The 17563-nt window shown below is 67.9% G+C and carries 12 protein-coding genes; 6 read left to right on the top strand and 6 right to left on the bottom strand.

Translation table 11 applies throughout. The annotated features are described in order from the left end of the window. Positions 1–181 precede the first annotated feature (181 nt). From GobsT_RS19540 to GobsT_RS19525, 4 genes are all read left to right on the top strand, one after another. Positions 182–1459 (top strand): TolC family protein, encoded by a 1278-nt coding sequence (locus tag GobsT_RS19540; protein ID WP_010037387.1) that lies wholly within the window; start codon positions 182–184, stop codon positions 1457–1459. Positions 1460–1814: 355 nt separating this feature from the next. Next, positions 1815–3011: an efflux RND transporter periplasmic adaptor subunit gene (locus tag GobsT_RS19535; RefSeq protein WP_010037386.1), complete on the top strand. Its 1197-nt coding sequence runs from the start codon at positions 1815–1817 to the stop codon at positions 3009–3011. Between the two features lie 82 nt (positions 3012–3093). After that, positions 3094–6336, top strand: a complete 3243-nt coding sequence (locus tag GobsT_RS19530; protein WP_033198052.1) for an efflux RND transporter permease subunit — start codon at positions 3094–3096, stop codon at positions 6334–6336. A 190-nt stretch (positions 6337–6526) separates the two neighbouring features. After that, complete coding sequence (locus GobsT_RS19525) at positions 6527–6973, top strand: response regulator (RefSeq protein WP_010037382.1); 447 nt, start codon at positions 6527–6529, stop codon at positions 6971–6973. Here GobsT_RS19525 and GobsT_RS19520 read toward each other — a convergent pair. From GobsT_RS19520 to GobsT_RS19510, 3 genes are all read right to left on the bottom strand, one after another. Then, on the bottom strand, positions 6970–7800 hold the full coding sequence (locus GobsT_RS19520) for a sugar phosphate isomerase/epimerase family protein (RefSeq protein WP_010037378.1): 831 nt from the start codon (positions 7798–7800) through the stop codon (positions 6970–6972). The genes GobsT_RS19525 and GobsT_RS19520 overlap by 4 nt on opposite strands. A gap of 44 nt (positions 7801–7844) precedes the next feature. Then, complete coding sequence (locus GobsT_RS19515) at positions 7845–9278, bottom strand: serine/threonine-protein kinase (protein WP_109571003.1); 1434 nt, start codon at positions 9276–9278, stop codon at positions 7845–7847. An 87-nt stretch (positions 9279–9365) separates the two neighbouring features. Then, positions 9366–12740: a hypothetical protein gene (locus GobsT_RS19510; RefSeq protein WP_010037375.1), complete on the bottom strand. Its 3375-nt coding sequence runs from the start codon at positions 12738–12740 to the stop codon at positions 9366–9368. Positions 12741–12923: 183 nt separating this feature from the next. Between GobsT_RS19510 and GobsT_RS19505 the strand changes: the two genes are divergently transcribed. Together GobsT_RS19505 and GobsT_RS19500 are read left to right on the top strand one after the other, a co-directional pair. Continuing rightward, complete coding sequence (locus GobsT_RS19505) at positions 12924–13919, top strand: PAC2 family protein (RefSeq protein WP_010037374.1); 996 nt, start codon at positions 12924–12926, stop codon at positions 13917–13919. Positions 13920–13973: 54 nt separating this feature from the next. After that, positions 13974–15065 carry a carbohydrate-binding family 9-like protein gene (locus GobsT_RS19500; RefSeq protein ID WP_010037373.1) on the top strand — a complete coding sequence of 364 codons (1092 nt, stop codon included), beginning with the start codon at positions 13974–13976 and terminating at the stop codon, positions 15063–15065. Positions 15066–15078: 13 nt separating this feature from the next. On the opposite strand, the gene GobsT_RS19495 is transcribed toward GobsT_RS19500, so the two are convergent. The 3 genes from GobsT_RS19495 to GobsT_RS40805 all read right to left on the bottom strand — a co-directional run bounded on the left by GobsT_RS19495 (position 15079) and on the right by GobsT_RS40805 (position 17478). Then, positions 15079–15612 (bottom strand): HEAT repeat domain-containing protein, encoded by a 534-nt coding sequence (locus GobsT_RS19495; protein ID WP_010037372.1) that lies wholly within the window; start codon positions 15610–15612, stop codon positions 15079–15081. 127 nt (positions 15613–15739) lie between these two features. Beyond that, positions 15740–16600, bottom strand: a complete 861-nt coding sequence (locus GobsT_RS19490) for a PDZ domain-containing protein (RefSeq protein WP_010037370.1) — start codon at positions 16598–16600, stop codon at positions 15740–15742. A 2-nt stretch (positions 16601–16602) separates the two neighbouring features. Continuing rightward, a complete protein-coding gene (locus tag GobsT_RS40805; RefSeq protein WP_010037368.1) occupies positions 16603–17478 on the bottom strand; it encodes a PDZ domain-containing protein in 876 nt (291 codons plus the stop codon). Positions 17479–17563: the final 85 nt, after the last annotated feature.

Genomic DNA, 17563 nt, shown 5'->3' with positions numbered 1-17563 from the left:
CGACGACACGCTCCTTCTTTCACGCTCGCCGGCGCCGGGAAGGGTAACGGGCCGTACGTCCCCGATTTCCCCAACGGCCGGTCGCTTGCAACCCGGTAACACGGGGGTTCAGCAGGCGGCGTTCCAAAACCCGGCGCCGTCCGCTGTGCCGGGACCGAGCACCCCGAGCGCTCCGTCCGCTTTGGAGGATTTCCTCCGGCTCGCGGTCGAGCAGAACCCGCGGCTCGCCAAAGCGAACCTGGCTATCGACGCGGCCCGCGGGCGGCACCTCCAGGCCGGACTGTACCCGAACCCCGACGTGGCGGTGAACTGGGACGAACTCGGCGACCGGTCCAGCCCCGACCGGCTCGGCATTCTCACCGCGCCGCGGATCTCGCAGACGATTGTTACGGGCCATAAGCTCACGCTCGCGCAAGCGGTCGCGGCGCGCGAGGTTGATCAGGCCACCCTCGAACTGCTCGGCGAGCGGTTCGCGGTCGTGGGCTCGGTGCGGGGGGCGTTCTACGAGGCGTTCACGCTCCAACAGCGGGCCGAGATCCTCGCGGAGGTGGTAAAACTGGCCGACGACGCGTGGGGTATCGGGAAAACGCTGCTCGACAACAAGCAGATCGCCCGGCTCGACCTGATCCAACTGGAAGTCGAGCGCGAACGGTTCCGCGCCGAACTCCAGTCGGCTCGGCGCGAACTGCCCGGGGCGTACCGGCGGCTGGCGGCCGTCGCCGGGCAGAACGCGCTGGTCCCGGAGGCCGTGAAGGCGACGTTCGACAACCTGCCGAACTATGACGCTGAAGTGGTCCGCCAGGCGGTTCTGGAGTACCACCCGCAGGCACGGTCGGCGCGGGTGGGAGTCGAGCGGGCGCAAGCGGCGGTCCGCCGGGCGGAAGTCGAGCCGATCCCGAACCTGACCGTTTCCGCGGGGTACGTGCGGCAGTTCGAGAACCGTTCGCACGACGGCTCTGTCGGCGTCAGCCTGCCTGTGCCCATGTGGAACCGGAACCAGGGGAACATTCGCGCGGCCCGCGCCGAACTGGGGATGGCGATCCAGAACGTCGGGCAGACCGAGAACGAACTGGCGGCCCGGGTCGCGACGGCGTACCAGGCGTACGCCGCCGCCCGGGAGCGCGCCGAGGCGTACCGCAAGGAACTGATCCCCCGCGCCGAAGAGACGTACCAACTGTCGCTGACCGCGTTCAAGGGCGGCCAGTTCGAATACCTGCGGGTCATTCAGGCGCAGCGGGCGATCGCCGAAGCGCGGGTGGAGTACAACCGGTCGCTCGGCGAGGCATGGAAGGCCGCTGCGGAACTGTCCGGGCTGCTGATGGAAGAATCGTGGCCCGCTCCCATTTCTGCTCCCGTTCCTGCTCCTGCTGTCGCGCCCGCTTCCGCTTCTGCTCCCGCACCGTCCAAACCCGGTGCTGGTCCGGTGCAGATGCCGCCGGAGGTCTCCAAGTTTCCGTGAGCCCGGGACGATCGGGCCGTCACGGAACGTAAGGACGCACCGCTTGGCACTGGCCACCTCAACCGAGCGGTTCGGGCCGCGCACTCTCGTTATGCCGCCCAGGCACAACCACGCGCGATGTGGTCGAACGCGGTGCCGGGCGGTGCGAGGAGTCGGTGCCCGAGGCTGGCGTTCACGTCCGCGACCCGGCACGGTGGTCTACAAGCCGGGAGGGTGGGAGTGCGGGGGAGGGGCGCCGCGGACACACGAACCAGATTTGCCAAGCAACATGACCCTTCCGCGAGACCTTGAACCGTTCCCTTGCTAGTATTCACTTCACTCCCCAGGTCTGCCTCAAAATCGAACGGAGCGAGCGATGCGCCTTGTGCGTGCGACGCTGGTGTTGGCCCTCGGGTCGGCCGTCACGGCACTGGCGGGGTGCGGTAAGGGCGCTGCGCCCCTCCCGGAGCCGGAGCCGCCGACGGTGGCCGTCCTTAAGCCGGCACAAAAGTCGTACGGCCCGACCAAAGAGTTCACCGGGCGGCTCGTCACCAAAGACCCCGTCACCGTCATACCCCAGGTGGGCGGGAAGATCCTCAAACGCGAGTTCACGGACGACGGCCCGCTGGTCCAGAAGGGCCAGAAGCTGTTCACCATCGACCCCGTCCTGTTCAAGGCGGACGTCGAGAAGGCCCGGTCGGACGTCGCGAAGGCCAAGGCCGACATCGCCAACTGGACGGCGCAGATCGACCGCGACCGGGCCGAATACGACCGCACCAAACAGCAGATCGATAAGGGCGTCGGGTTCAGATCCGACCTCGACAAAGCGGCGGCGAGCGTCAAGGTGTCCGAGGCTCAGCTTGAGGTCTCCAAGGCCACCCTGGACGCGAGCAACTCGTCCCTGACGAAGGCCCAAGAGAACCTCAGCTACTGCACCGTCACCGCGCCGACAACCGGACGCCTCCGCAAGGCGCTCGTGGCCGAAGGCGCGCTCGTGGACGCGTACAAGACCCAACTGGTCACGATCTCGCCGGTCGACCCGATCGACGCCGTGTGGGAGGTGGACGAACTCACGTCCATCTGGTACCGGGACCAGATCCTGGCCGGCGCGATCAAGGACCCTCGGAACCCGGCGACCCCGCTCACCTGCACCATCAAACTCAAGGGCGACAAGGGGTTCGACACAAAGGACCCGACCCGCAACAGCACCGTTAACTACGTGGACCCGGAAATCGTCCGCGGCACCGCCACACGCACCATCAGCGCCACCTTCACGAATAAATCGGTGGGCGGGATCACGTACCTCTCCGGGGGCGACTCGGTGCGCGTCCGCGTGGCTGCCGGCTCACCGCGGCAGGTGCTCGCGGTTCCGGAGGGGGTGGTCTTCACCCAACAGCGCAAGCAGTACGTCTACGTCGTCGCCGACGGCAAGGCGGCGCTGCGTGAGATCGAACTCGGCGACACGTTCGATGGTCAGGTGGAGGTCCGAGCCGGGCTCGCCACCAGCGATACGGTGATCGCCGACAACTTGCTCCGGGTGCGACCGGGCATCCCCGTGACCGTGAAACCGTGACCGTGCGACGGCGCCGGGCGGTTTCCGCGTGGCGCGACTCGGTGGCGCCGCCTTCATTTTTTACACTCGCACCCAGACGGTCATGCAGTTCTTCATCACGCGCCCGGTCTTCGCGATGGTGCTGTCGGTGCTCATCACACTGGCCGGCGTCCTCGCGCTCACGCAACTGCCGATCGCGCAGTACCCCGAAGTGGTTCCGCCGCAGGTGGTGGTCACGGCGGTGTACCCGGGGGCCGACGCGCGGACGCTGTCCGAAACGGTCGCGGCCCCGATCGAGCAGCAGGTGAACGGCGTCGAGGGGATGCTGTACATGGAGTCGCAGGCCACCAACGACGGGGCCATGCGGCTGACCATCACGTTCCGCCAGGGCACCGACCCGGACATGGCGCAGGTGCTGGTGCAGAACCGGGTCAACGTCGCGCTCCCGCAACTGCCCGAGGAAGTGCGCCGGCTCGGCGTGGTCACCAAGAAGCAGTCCACGGCGATCCTGCTCGTGGTGAACCTCGTGTCCACGAAAGAGGCCCGGACCGACGACGAGGTTTTCCAGCAGCAGCTCGCGGTCAGCCGGCACGCCAACAACGCGGTGAAGGACGAACTGGCCCGGCTCAATGGGGTCGGCGACGTGGCTATGTTCGGCAACCGCGATTACGCCATGCGCGTGTGGCTCGACCCGGACAAGATGACCGACGTGAACCTCGTGCCCTCTGAGGTCGTGGACGCGATCCGCAAGCAGAACGTGCAGGTCGCGGCCGGGCAGATCGGCCAGCCGCCGGTGCCGAAGGGGCAGGCCCGTCAGCTCGTGGTCAACACCCTCGGCCGGCTCAAAACGGAGGCGCAGTTCAAGGACATCGTGGTGAAGTCGGGCGAGGCGGGCGAGGCGCTCGTTCGGCTGGGGGACGTGGCCCGGGTCGAACTCGGCGCCAAGAGCTACGACTCCTCCAGCGCGCTCGACAACAAGCCGTCGGTCGGGCTGCCGGTGTTCCAGTTGCCCGGCGGCAACGCGTTCAACACGGCCCGCGACGTGAAGGCCAAAATGAAGGCCCTCCGGGCGTCCGCGGACTGGCCGGACGGGATCGACTATCAGATCGTGTACGACCCCACCGAGTTCGTCGAGGAGAGCGTCCGCGAGGTGGTGAAGACGCTGTTCGAGGCCATCCTACTGGTGTTCGTCGTGGTTCTGCTGTTCCTCCAAAACTGGCGCGCGGCGCTGATCCCGATGATCGCGGTGCCCGTGTCGCTGGTCGGCACGCTGGCGGTCATGTTCGTCCTCGGGTACTCGATCAACAACCTCACCCTGTTCGGGATGGTGCTCGCGATCGGCATCGTGGTGGACGACGCCATCGTGGTGGTGGAGGCGGTCGAGTTCCACATCGCCCGCGGGCTCGCGCCCCTCGACGCGACCCGCAAGGCGATGTCCGAGGTGTCGATGGCGATCGTCGGGGTGTCGCTGGTGCTGTGCGCCGTGTTTATCCCGGCGGCGGTGATTCCGGGGCTCACCGGCCAGTTCTTCAAACAGTTCGCCGTGACGATCGCGGTCAGCACCCTGATCTCGGCGTTCAACTCGCTGACGCTGAGCCCCGCGCTGTGCCCGATCCTGCTCCGCGACCACCACGCCGGCAAGGACCTGATCGACAAGGCGCTCCACTACCTGTTCGGGTGGTGGCTGTTCCGGGGTTTCAACTGGACGTTCGACCGCGGCACGAAGCTCTACGGCACCGCCGTCTCGTGGCTCATCCGGCTCACGGTCGTTGTGCTGCTGGTGTACGCGGGCCTATTGGCGGTGGCGGGCAGGGGCTTCTCGATGGTCCCGGGTGGGTTCATCCCGCAGCAGGACCAGGGCTACCTCGTGGTGAACCTGGAACTGCCGCCGGCCGCGGCGGTCGAGCGGACCGATGAGGTGATGAAGCAGGTCGCCGCCGCGTGCCTCTCAACGGACGGGGTGGCCCACACGGTGGAGATCAGCGGGTACTCGATTTTCTCCAGCGCGAACATCCCGAACAACGGCGGCATCTACGTGTGCCTCAAGCCGTTCGGGGAGCGCAAGGGCCGCGGGGCGGAGGCGATCACCAACGAGCTGAACGCCAAGTTCGCCCAGATCCGCGGCGGCACCGCGACCGCGTTCGGCGCGCCCCCGATCCTCGGGCTGGGGAACGCCGGCGGGTTCAAGATGCAGATCCAGGACCGCGGCAACATCGGGTCGGAGACGCTCGAAGGGATGACGTGGTCGCTGGCGACCGAGGCGAGCCGCGACCCGCGGGCCGGCATCCCGGTGGCGTTCAGCTCGTTCCGCTCGAACAACCCGCAAGTGTTCCTCACCGTGGACCGGGACCGCGTGCAGCAGATGGGGGTATCTGTCAGTGCGGTCAACGACGCCCTCCAGTCGTACATGGGGCAGGTGTACGTCAACGACATCACCCTCGAAAACCGGAACTGGCAGGTGACGGTTCAGGCGGACGGGCCGTTCCGGCGCTCGATCGACGACCTTGCCAAGATCAAGGTGCGCGGCGCGAACGGCGAAATGATCCCCATCGCCGGGTTGCTGAACACCGCTCCGTATCAGGGGCCGAGCAAGGTGAACCGGTACCAGATGTACCCGTCCGCCGACCTCAACGGGATCACCATTCCGACGCTGATCTCGTCCGGACAGGCCATGGAGAAGATGGAAGCGCTCGCGAAGCGCGACCTGCCGCCCGGTCTGAAATTCGAGTGGACCGAAATGGCGTATCAGCAAAAGGAAGCGTCGAACACGCGGGTCGAGATCCCCGGGGTGTACGAGTTCCGCGGGGACACGACGCTGCTCGTGTTCGGGCTGAGCGTGGTGATCGCGTTCCTCGTGCTCGCGGCGCTCTACGAGAGCTGGTTGTTGCCGCTGGCGATCGTGCTGATCGTGCCCATGTGCTTACTCTGTGCGGTGATCGGGCTGATCGTTACCCACCTGGACCTGAACGTGTTCAGCCAGATCGGGCTGGTGGTGCTGGTCGGGCTGGCGACCAAGAACGCGATCCTAATTGTGGAGTACGCGAAGCAGAAGCGCGAGGCCGGGATGCCGCGGTTCGAGGCCGCGGTGGAGGCCGCGACCCAGCGGCTGCGGCCCATCCTGATGACCAGCTTCGCGTTCATCCTCGGTGTCGTTCCGCTGCTGATCGGGGAAGGGGCCGGCTCCGAGATGCGGAAGGCGCTGGGCACGGTCGTGTTCAGCGGGATGCTCGGGGTCACCGTGTTCGGCATCTTCTTCACGCCGGTGTTCTACGCGGTCATCGAGCGGTTCCGCGGTGAGCCGCACCCGGCGGCACCGGCGGCACCGGAAGGTCACGCCAACCATTAAAGGCGGCACGGGGATTGCTGATATCCATACGATCGATGTTCGCGTGTCGCGAAAATCCGTCGAATTTCAGCCGTTTCCCCTTCCCAGGCCCGAGTTCCAAGTCCGGCAGGAGTCTTCCCACGAAACCCGCCCGAAGTTGTGTCGGGACGTTTCTGCCGCAGGACCTGGAACTTAGGCTGGTGGAGCTGCCATGTTATCCGAGCCGTTCCCGCTGTCCGCGCTCCGCGGACCGACCGATTTCCCGCTTCCGGTGCGGTTGCACGTGCTGGTCGTGGACGACAACCACGACGCAGCCGACTCGACCGCTGAGTTGCTCGCCATTTGTGGCGCGAACGTGGACGTGCGGTACGACGGCGCGGCCGCGGTCGCCGCCGTTCAAGAGTCCGTTCCAGAAGCCATCATTCTGGACCTGACGATGCCCGGTTTGGACGGTTGCGATGTGGCTCGCCGCATTCGGCAAGTCGCCGGCCCAGCAGTGCTTTTGGTCGCGCTGACCGCGCTAGGGGATGAGTACAACCGTGCCAGGACCGCGGCAGCCGGTTTCAACCTCCACTTCACCAAGCCGGTCGATCCGTCGGAACTGCTGGCGGTGCTCGGCGAACACCGAAAGCGAATTGTCAGCAGTCCGACCCATTAGACATTCAATCCGTTCGCAGCCGGCTCAAGTAGCCGGCCGAGCGCAGCCATGCCGAGCTCGGTGACTTGTGTCGCCTTCAGAGACCAAAGAATAGGGTTCATCAGCTCGAGCGACACCGGCCCCGCATACCCGATTTCGTTCAACCGCCGGATCACAGGTTCCAGTCGAAAGTCCCCCTCTCCGGGCAGGACGCGGTCCGAGTCGGTCATCAGCTCGCGCGGCACACCGGCCACGTCGCACACCTGAACGTGGAACAGGTTTGCTGGGGTCAGTCGCTCCAGGTCTTCGGTTTTGCTCGATCCCTTGTAGAAGTGGAAGACATCAAGGCAGATGCCGGCGTTCGGTTCGCCGCACTGCTCCACCAAGGTGACGGCCGTGTCGAGCGCCGCGCAGAACGCGTCCGTGCCGCGGAACTCCAGCGCGACCTTGACTCCAAAACCGGCGGCCCACTGCGCCGCCTGCGCCAGCGACACCACCGCACGGGCCAGGTCAGACGCCTCGGGCGCCCGTGCGAAATCCGCAACGAGCAGCAATGTCGGGATCGCGAACCGCTCGCAGAGCGCGAGCCGCCGCTTAAAGTGCTCGAAGTGGGCCTTGCGCTGCTCGCCCTGCGAGAGCAACAGCCCGCCCTGGTACGCCGCGGCGACCAACTTGAGTCCGCGGTCGTTAAGCGCCAGGAGGGTGTCTTCCGGCGACACCGCTTCGAGGTGCTGCTCGAGTTTGGTGAGCCACACTTCCAGCGCCCGGCAACCGCTGGCGGGGTAGGCCGCTACGTCGTCCGCGAAGGAACCGGGGAGCGTCGTTACCTGAGAGATGCACGGCGTCATGGTTACGAGCCCTTCGGCCGCGGTTAAGTGTGGCTTTTTTCGGCTCAGCGTCCGGCCGGCCGTGCGGGCGGCGCTGTGTTTTGACTGGAGTTGAAGCACCCACCCAGCCAAGCCGCGGCCGTCGCCATCGCCGACAGGTGCAGGCACAATCCGACGACGAGCCACAACTTCGCCCGCCGCTTCTCCTGGTCGGTCATCCGGCGGCGCCGTGTCTGGCGGGGCGCCTCATCCGGGGCGTCGTGGGCGTCTGTGAAGACGCGCGGGTCCACGCCCCAGGCATCGGGTTCCGGCTCTCCGTCTAGCGGAATCGCGACAACAACCGGAGCGGGAGGGGCAGAAGGCGTGGGCGGGGCTGCAGCGGCACCCACACCCGATAGCGGGAGCGCCATCGGGACCGGTGCTGGGGCGACCACGGGCACCACCCCGGGGCGGCAGAAGGGGGCCAGTCCGGCGACCACCTCGGAGGCGGTTTGGGGGCGGTCTGCCGGTTGCTTTGCGAGCATCCGCGTGACAAATGTAGAGAGGTCCGCCGGAACGTCCGGGCGCACGGCATGAAGTGGTGCGGGGTCGGCCGTGCGGACTTTGTGGATCAGTTCATCGAGCGTTTCCGCTGCGAACGGCGAGCGCCCCGCGAGCATCAGGTACAGGCAGGCGGCAAGACCGTAGAGATCGCCGGTGGGGGACCGCTCGGCCGAGTCGAGACGCTCCGGAGGGAGGTAAGCCAACACCTCCGCCGGGGGCGGACTGAAGGCGGCCGGCTCGCGCACGGGTATCAGGCCGGTCTCGGTCAGTTTGACGCTCGCGTTCGGGGCCGGGCGCCGTTTCGTAGTGCCGTCCGGGTTCACTTTGGTAGTCAGCGGGCCGACGAGCAGTAACCCGGGGCGCACCTCGCCGTGGCACCCGCCGCGCTCGTGGATCACCCGGAGGGCCGAGGCCACTGCCCAGCCGTACTCCGCTGCCAGGAACCCCGGCATGGCCCCGCCGACCTCCTGCACCAGCGCATCGAGCGGGGCCGCGTCGGCGGGCTGCTCAAGTACCGCGTAGAGTTGGTCGTGGTGGACGCCGGCATCCAGCAGCGGCAGCAGGTTCGGGTGTGCGAGGGTGCCGAACGCGCGTGCCCGCTCCACCACCGCCTGCGGCGTGTCAGCGGGCGCGAACCCGTTCGGCTCGAACCGGCGCAGCACGAGCGGGGTCCGGAGCGACGGGTGGAGCACCCGATATGCGGTGCCGCCGGGGCACGGGCCGATCACGTCCAGTACCGGGTACGCCCCGAACGTGAGTTCCTGCGCCCGCCCCTCGCGCAGCGCGTCCGCCTGGAACTTGCTGAGGACGCCCCGCTCCTGAAGGTAGCTGCACAGCGCCGACAGGTCGGACAGCGGGACGTCCGGCTGGCGGATGAGGTGCTCCACCTGTTCGGGGAACAGCACCCGGCTGGCTTTCGCGGTGTCCAGGAACCCGGCGATCGAATCGGACGGCATCGGAAGACTCGTGCGGGTGCGGCACAGGCGGTACAGAGATTTTAGCGTCCCGGCCCGCGGGCGGTAGCCGGTTGTTGGTGCCCGCGGTTACCAGCGGGCCGCCCATTCCGCCCAGGTGACACGAGTTGTCAAGCCCGTCGGTACGGACGGTGGTCCGTTCGCCGCTTCCCGCGGGCGGCCGTCGTAGCGCGCCGCGGCGCCGAGATCCAGCAACCCGCGGAGGGCGAAGGTCAGGCTCTCCGATTGAGCCGTCGTGAGCTTTTCGGTCCACCCCGGCGCGGGAACCCCGGCTTCGATCACCCCGCCGACGTTCTCGAACGCCAGCACGGCCGGCCCACCGATCGTCGGACAAAGCAACTCCACCTCCACGCGCTGAACACCGAACCGAACCGAACCCACCTGAACCGGGGCGTCGGCCCATTCGGGTCGGCCCGCGAGCAGCGGGAGCAGTTCGCGCTCGACGAACCGCCGGACCCCTTCGCCCGCGTGCTCGAGTTCGTGGTGCAGGTGGGCGACCTTCGCACGGTTACCGGCCTCCGACGCGCGCCGCGTTTGCCGGTGCAGCTTGGGCACCGTTCCGGAGTGGAAGCCGGGGCGCAGGAGGCCGCGCATCGACTCGCCGTGCGAGCCGATCACGACCGGCTTGAGGCCCACCGCGCGGTTCGCGGCGTACAGCCGCCAGTTTTCCTTCAGCTCCCACGCCAGGAACCCGAATACGCCGGGCAACAGAAGCTGCGTGAAGAACCAGATCTGGTACGCCAGCTTGTCGCCGACCACACCGGACAGGGCGGGAATCATCGTAATCAGCAGCGGCGCCAAAACCTTGTGCGACACCGTCACGACCGGGAAGTGCTTCACCGGGTTCACCTGCGGCTCGAACAGCAGGTAGAACCCGAACCGGGTGACGTAGGAGACCGGGAACCATAACAGCCCAAGCGCCGCCTTCAGAGCCAGTGAGCCTTGTGCGTCTCCGCTCCGGAACCGTACCCACTCGTCCACGCGGTACAACTGCCGCTCGACCCAGTTGGCCAGCATCCGGAACCAATCGATTAACGTTTCGATGAGCCCGGGCAGTAGGTTCACGCGGACCTGCCGCCACCAGTCCGCCAGCGTCTCGGCGACGCGCTCTTGAACCAGCCACCCGTAGGGCGTGTTGTGGGCCGCGGTCAGCGTCGCGAACAGCGCCGCGCCCCACCACCACAGGAACCGCACCGGCACGCCGACGATGAACAGCACGCCGACCACGAGGAGGGCGATTAGTAGCGGGGCGAAGAAGTGGCGCCGCACGAACCGGGTCGTGCTGCTGAGGCGGAGTGCTTTCAGCTCGCGGCTGCGCCAGACGGCCCCGGGGACATCCCAGAGGGCGCCGCGGATCACCCGCCAGAGGAGCACGACGAGCGCGACCACCGCCCGCCGGACCGGGGGCACGTGGATCACCAGGAGGAAGAACAGGCCGAGCCCGATCAGGTTCGGCGCGGTCACGAAGTTGTACCCGTGGTGCTCTTCTTGGGGCACTGTGCTGGACGCCGACGAGGTGAACACGTTGACCGCGACGTCCACCCGGTCGCGGTCGAGCACGGCCGGCCCACCGCCCTGGGGCTCGCTTGCGGGCGGGTCCGGTACTTCTTCCTCGTAATAGTCGGAGTTCTTGTCGTCCACCTCTGGCTTTTTGACGGGCGCCGCGGGAGCGGGTACGGTCTTGGCCGACGGGAGCGCGGACGGTACCGGCAGCACGGGCGCTGCGGGGCGGGGCTTGGCCGCGAGCGACTTCGACACGATCGCGCCGACTTTGTGGCTGATGTGCTGCACCTCCAGTGCGCTCATCAGCACCAGGAACGCGCCGCCGAACGGGAGGAGCAGGTACAGCGTCAGCACCCGGCCCCAAGGCGTGCCGAAGAACAGCGAGCTGAACCGGTTGATCCACCGCAGATAGAACTCGCCGCGGCGGTAAATGCCGTCGAGGGCGTAGGCGAGGTTGACGTCGGCGCGCAGGAGCGGGTCGCCCGCGGCGAACTCGACCGGCCCTTTCAGGTCGGGCAACTTCATCTGGTTCCGCGCGACCGCGTCCCGCAAGTTGCCGAACCGCAGGAACCCGCGGTCGCAGACCCGGTCGAGAAGTTCGGCGACGGCTTTGTCGCGCGCCACCTCCTCGACCCGGTTCTTGGGAACCAGTCCGGACGCCGTAAACGCGTCCGCCAGCACCGGACCGAGCCGGTCGCGGATCTCGTGCTCCTTGTGCTCCCGCTCGCGGTGCAAGAGCAGGTCCAGGCGGAGTTGCTCGTGCTCCCCCAATCCGGCGCGGAGCAGTTGCTGATGCGCCTTGTTCAGCGCCATCAGAATCATTACCGGGCGCGCGTGCGGCAGTTCGCGCCGGACCGCCCGCCGGCCGAACGTGCGGAGGGCCTCCGGGAGGTCCACGGCGTAAACCTCGCGGTTCAGGTCCGCGGGGATGCGTTGCAGCTCGTACAGGCATCGGGCGGCGCGGGGCCAGATGCCGGCGGCGGCCAGCGGGAGCAGTGGCGCGAGCGCCTGCCGCCACTCGCGGCGCGTGTGCTCGTCCCAGCCCAGCACCGTTCCGAGCCGTTCCACCAGTTTGGCAACCGCGCCGGAGGCCCCGGAGGTGGCCAGCGGTCGTGCCCCGGCGGTTGCGGACCCCGCCACCTGTGTGTACAGGATCGCGGCGCGGACGAGGTTCCCTTTTTGTTCGGCGTCCCGGGCGGCGCGGATGCGCGCCGGCAGGTCGCCCGGCTGCACCGCGGCGTCCTCGGTGCCCCGGGCGGCGCCCTCGGCCCAGCGCTCGTCCGGCGGGGCTTCCCGTTCGGGGTCCGCGGCTCCGGCGGGGCGCGTGGCCGCGGCGATCGTCTCCACCGGTACCCCGCCCGACAGGAGTTCGATAACCTGCGGCCCGTGGGGCAGGGCCGGGAAGAACTCTTCGACCGCGTGCCCGGTGAAATGGTGCAGGTCGAGGTACACCGCCGCGAACATCCGGTACAGGTCCGCCGCGCCGGCGCCCTCCGCCACGAGGTGCTCGGTTTCGAGCACGTAACGGATCTCGCGGGCCGCACTCGGCCCGAACGCGTTTATTCGTTCAGCACAAATGTCGGGTGTGAGAGACTTTGCGGCGATCTGGTTGTCGATCGTGGCGAGCACCGCGGCCCGGAACAGGACGCGCCAGTAGGTGCGCAACTGCTCCGGCAGGGGCCGGCGTTCGATGAGCCGGTCGTCCGGGTCGGTGACGAGCAGGAGGCGCGGTTCGGTGCCCGACAGCACTTCTCGGGCGAGCACGTCGGCGGCGGCCAGGTCGGCCCGGGAGAACCAGTACGGGAGGTCCGGGTTCGACGGGAGGACGCGACCGCGGTCGGTGAGGAACTGGAGCACCCGGCGCAGGTGCCGTTCGGAGACCAGGCGGAGCGCGGGCTCGACCGCGCGGAGGATCGGTTCCAGGCTCGAGTCGTGGGACAAAACCGGCTCCCGGGGCAGTGCTGCGAACGACCTACTCACGATCATCCGGGAACCCGCCCGCGGGTCAAGCCCCGCGGGGCGCGAACGCGCCGGCGCGAGAATCCGCCGCGCCCAACAACTGGACCAGGAGTAAGATGCCTGTGGGGGCGTGTGCCGCGCCTGTGTCCGAGTGGGTCCGCACCGATGCCAGAGACGCCGAAGCTGAATCGCCCGTGGTTCGTGGCCGTGTGGCCCGGGATGGGGCACGTCGCGCTCAACGCGGGCGTGTACCTGCTGGCCAAACTCGGGATGACCGCGGTGGCCGAGTTCGAGGCCGGCGAGCTGTTCGACGTGAACGCGGTCGAGGTGAAGGGCGGGGTGATCCAGCCGGCCCGGCGCCCGCGGAACCGGTTCTTCGTGTGGGCGGACCCCGAGAAGCGGCACGACCTGGTTCTGTTCCTCGGTGAGGCGCAGCCGCCGGTCGGGAAGTTCCCCTTCTGCCGACAGGTGATCGAGTACGCCCGCGGGCTGGGCGTCGAGCGGGTGCTCACGTTCGCGGCGATGGCGACCGAGATGCGCCCCGAGCACCTGTCGCGGGTGTTCGGCGCGGCCACCGACGAGCGCGGGGTGGACGAGCTCCGGCGGCTGGACGTGACGGTTCTTGAGGAGGGCAACATCGGCGGGCTCAACGGGGTGCTGCTCGGCGCCGCGGCCCTGGGGGGGCTCCGCGGCACGTGCTTCCTCGGCGAGATGCCCCAGGTGTTCACACAGGTGCCGTTCCCGAAGGCGTCTCTCGCCATCCTCGAAGCGTTCTCGGCGCTCACCGGGATCGAGGTGGACCTGGACGAACTGACGGACCAGGCGCGTGCGGTCGAGGAGCAACTGGGTGAACTGCTGGCGCGGGTCGAAGAGCAGTACGGCCCCCAGGCGCGGCTCGCCGAGGATAACGAAGACGAGGGCGACGAAGAGGACGACGAAGACGAGGCCGCGGGCGAGCCACCCCGCGAGGGCGTCGAATACCGGTACGAAGGGCCGGACGAGACTGTGGCGCCGCCGGCCGTCCAGCGGATCGAAGAGCTGTTCGCCCGCGCCGCCAACGACCGGGGCAAGGCGTTCGAGCTGAAGCGGGAACTCGACCGGCTGGGCCTTTTCAAGCGCTACGAGGACCGGTTCCTCGACTTGTTCAAGCACGGCGACTAAGACAGCCCGACACCCTGTCCTTGAAACGCTCCCCGCTCGAACGGATCAACACCGATGCGTCGCACGCTCGCACGCGCCGCGGCCGCCGCCGCCGCCGCCATCGCCGCGCTGGCCCTGGTTCCCGGCTCCCCGGCCGCGGACGTAGCCCCTGGGGACATGCTCGCGACGTGGCCGCACCCGAAAGGGTACGTGTGCTACCGGGCGCCGGGGCCGGTCACGATCGACGGCGATCTCAAGGCGGCGGAGTGGGACGCCGCCCCGTGGTCCGATGCGTTCGTGGACATTGAGGGGGACAAGCGGCCCAAGCCCCGGTACCGCACGCGGATGAAGATGCTGTGGGACGACGAGGCGCTGTACATTGCGGCGGAGCTGGAAGAGCCGCACGTCTGGGCCACACTCAAGGAGCACGACGCGGTCATCTTTCAGGACCCCGACTTCGAGGTCTTTCTCGACCCCGACGGGGACAACCACACCTACGGAGAGCTGGAACTTAACGCACTCAACACCACCTGGGACCTGCTGCTGACCAAGCCCTACAAGGACGGCGGACGCGCCCTGAACGGTTGGGAGATTATCGGGCTGAAGACGGCGGTCAAAGTGAACGGGACGCTCAACGACCCACGCGACACGGACACCGGCTGGACGATCGAGATCCGCTGGCCGTGGAAGGGGCTTCGGGAGCTGGCCACGTTCACAGGTGCCCCGCGGGACGGGGACCAGTGGCGCATCAACTTCTCGCGGGTCGAGTGGGACGTTCAGGTCAACGGAGGGCAATCCGAGAAGGTCAAGAACCGGCCGGAACACAACTGGGTGTGGGCGCCGCAGGGCGTGATCGACATGCACCGACCGGAGCGGTGGGGCTATTTGCAGTTCAGTACCGCGAAACCCGGGACCGCGACCTTCAAGCCGGATTCGGATTGGCCCGCGCGCGACGCGCTGCACCGGGTCTACTACGCCCAACGCGCCTTCCACAAGAAGCACGGGAAGTTCGCCGCCGCGGCCGACCTGGGGCTGAAGGATCTGGCGGACCGCCTGGAGGTCGAAACGACGCGCTCGGGGTGCGAGATTTCCTGGCTGGACCGGGGGGCGCAACCGCCCAAGCGGCGCTACTCGATCACCGACGACGCGCACCTGCGGACGCGCTGACCAGGGGGCCGCGTCAACCCGGGGGCGGCCCCGTGTGCTCGGCGAGCCGGATCGCCGCAAGGACCTCTTCGCCGCGGGTGCGGGTCCACGGGTCCGGGTCGTCGCACGCCAGCAGCAGCCCCGGGATGGCGGCACGTCCGAACCGGATCAGCGCCCGGGTCGCGGCGGCACGGGTCTCGGGCGCGCCGAACTTCATCACCAACAGCAGCGGGCGGACCGCGTCGAGGTCTTTCCACTCGCCAAGCAGTTCGGCCGCGGGCACCGCGACTCTGGGGTCGGCGTCTTCCAGCGCTTTGATGAGTGCGGCTGTTGCGGCGGTCCCCTGGTGCTGAAACCCTGAGCGGGCCGCCGCGCGCACCTCGGCGATCATGTCCTTGAACAGAACCAGCAGCAGGTCGGCGGCCCACGGTTCCGGGACGGTCGCGAGCAGCTCGGCCGCCCGGCGGCGAACACCGGGGTCGGCCGCGTGAACCTGTCTCGTGAGCGACCTTTGGTTAGCCCCGGTCGCGATTCCGACACCTAACGTCCGGGCGAGCCATCTGAGCATCGGTTTCCCTTCGCGGGTGGGCGCCGTTGCCGCGCCGGTCGCGGCAAGAAGTGCGTCGACAGGCGTTGGACGTGGCCGACCGGCGCAGAGTTCCTTTCGCCCCGCGCCGGCCAGATTTCGTTCGCTCTTAAAGGCCCTTTGCAGGGGTCACGGTCAACTTGAGTTCCTTACCGTCGCGCTTGACGACAAGCGCGACGGCCTTGCCGGGCTTGATCAGTGCGGCGGCCTGGAACGTGTCGCGCACGGTGTCCGTCCACCGCCCGTCGAGTGTCAGCAGCCGGTCCCCTTTCTTCAGCCCGCCGAGCGCGGCGGGGCTTTTCGCCAGCACCGCGGTCACCGTTACGCCGGGCGCGTCGCCGTCCGCTTCGCCACCGACCTCGAAGCCCCACACCGCCGCCGGTGCGAGCACGGCCGGCTCCGGCTTCTTGCCGCCCGACACGCGCATGAGCTTGTCCATCATCCCCGCCATCGTGTCGCCGGGGGCGAACCCGTTGGGGGTCAGGGTCATTTCCTTCTTTTCGTAGTCGATGGTCATCTTGTACCGGGCGAAGAACGGGAACCCCACGATCCCCTCGACCGGGCCGACCACGTCCGCGATGGCCGCCACCGTGGGGTGGTCCATCACCATCGTCGTCATCCCCTCGAGTTTCAGGTCGCCGATTTCGAGCTTCTTGATGGCTTTCGGCGCCGGCGCCGCCCCGAAGAGCGGGAGCCCGCCCTTGTCACCTTTGCCGAGAATGCCGGCTTCTTTCGCGATCTTGTTGTTGACGAGGTTCGTCGGCGCGCCGGTGTCGAAGATGAGCCGGTACGGCCCCTTGTCGTTGATCTTGACCTGAATCGCCATGTGGCGCGACTTCAACAATTCGAACGGCACCACGACCGGTTTCGCGTCCGGCTTCGGCTGCTCTTTCGTGGGCTCGTCGCCACGGGCCGTCGGCGCCAGACTTACGAGACCTGCGAACACGGAAAGTGCGAAGGCGGTTTTCATGGTTACAAGCCCTTTCCGAGTTCGACCACGACTTCGTTGTCTTTGCCGTCGCGGGTGATGTAAAACCGCCACTTCGTGCCGACCCCGGCCTTGGCGAGCGCCTTGGTCAGGTCCTTGGCGGAGTCGATGGAGTCGGTTTTGATGCTGGTGATCCGGTCGCCGGGTTTCAGCCCGGCCTTCTCCGCCGGGCTCCCCGCGAGCACGGCCTTGACGAACACTTTGCTGTCTTTCTCCTCGTACTCGATCCCGGTGAACCCCCGGGGGACGGCGTCGAAGTTCGGCTTGATGCCCAGCATCGTGGTGAGCATTTTCACCATCGGCCCCATCGATTGGATGCCCTCGTTGCCCTTCCCGCCGAGCGGGAGTAGGGGCGGCGGGTCGAAGTTCAGCGGCTCGAACACCAAGCGGTCGCTGGTGAGGTCGTACTCGATCCGGTACTTGGCGAGCACGTTGTAGCCGATCACGCCGTGCAACTCGACGCCCGCCAGGCCCATGCCGTTCATGCCGTCGAGCTGGATCAGGTCCTCAATGCGGCCCTTGGCGTCTTTGACCTTCAGACCGCCCTCGAGCTCGAACGAGTCGAACGAGACCCACCCCTTCTCGCCCTCTTCGGCCTTGGCTTTCTTGGCCACGCCCTTCGTGATGAAGACCGCCGGCGCGCCGGTGTCCACGATCAGGTTGAACGGCCCCTTGCCGTTGATCTTGGTTCGCACCATCAGGTGGTTGGTGTCGGTGAGGCGGTACGGCACCTCGAACGTTTCGGCCTTCGCGGCGGCTTTCGGGTCCGGCCGTTTCGCGGGTGTATCGTCGGCCCGCGACGTGAGCAGGGGCGCGAGCCCCAGGCACGTCACGAGTGCGAGCGCGGTGCGCCAGCGCATGGAGCGTCTCCGTGTGAATGGACCGTGTAGATTGTAGCCGCGGCGGGGTGACTTGTGGCACCGGTGGGGAGAAGAGTTCGACGCG

The organism is Gemmata obscuriglobus, assembly GCF_008065095.1.
GTDB lineage: Bacteria > Planctomycetota > Planctomycetia > Gemmatales > Gemmataceae > Gemmata > Gemmata obscuriglobus.
This window is presented reverse-complemented; position numbering and strand designations above follow the sequence as displayed.

What these genes read in the sequence shown, in the direction of transcription:
- GobsT_RS19535 (WP_010037386.1), top strand. Translation starts at nt 1,815, where the DNA reads ATGCGCCTTGTGCGTGCGACGCTGGTGTTGGCCCTCGGGTCGGCCGTC.
- GobsT_RS19530 (WP_033198052.1), top strand. Translation starts at nt 3,094, where the DNA reads ATGCAGTTCTTCATCACGCGCCCGGTCTTCGCGATGGTGCTGTCGGTG.
- GobsT_RS19525 (WP_010037382.1), top strand. Translation starts at nt 6,527, where the DNA reads ATGTTATCCGAGCCGTTCCCGCTGTCCGCGCTCCGCGGACCGACCGAT.
- GobsT_RS19520 (WP_010037378.1), bottom strand. Translation starts at nt 7,800, where the DNA reads ATGACGCCGTGCATCTCTCAGGTAACGACGCTCCCCGGTTCCTTCGCG.
- GobsT_RS19515 (WP_109571003.1), bottom strand. Translation starts at nt 9,278, where the DNA reads ATGCCGTCCGATTCGATCGCCGGGTTCCTGGACACCGCGAAAGCCAGC.
- GobsT_RS19505 (WP_010037374.1), top strand. Translation starts at nt 12,924, where the DNA reads ATGCCAGAGACGCCGAAGCTGAATCGCCCGTGGTTCGTGGCCGTGTGG.
- GobsT_RS19500 (WP_010037373.1), top strand. Translation starts at nt 13,974, where the DNA reads ATGCGTCGCACGCTCGCACGCGCCGCGGCCGCCGCCGCCGCCGCCATC.
- GobsT_RS19495 (WP_010037372.1), bottom strand. Translation starts at nt 15,612, where the DNA reads ATGCTCAGATGGCTCGCCCGGACGTTAGGTGTCGGAATCGCGACCGGG.
- GobsT_RS19490 (WP_010037370.1), bottom strand. Translation starts at nt 16,600, where the DNA reads ATGAAAACCGCCTTCGCACTTTCCGTGTTCGCAGGTCTCGTAAGTCTG.
- GobsT_RS40805 (WP_010037368.1), bottom strand. Translation starts at nt 17,478, where the DNA reads ATGCGCTGGCGCACCGCGCTCGCACTCGTGACGTGCCTGGGGCTCGCG.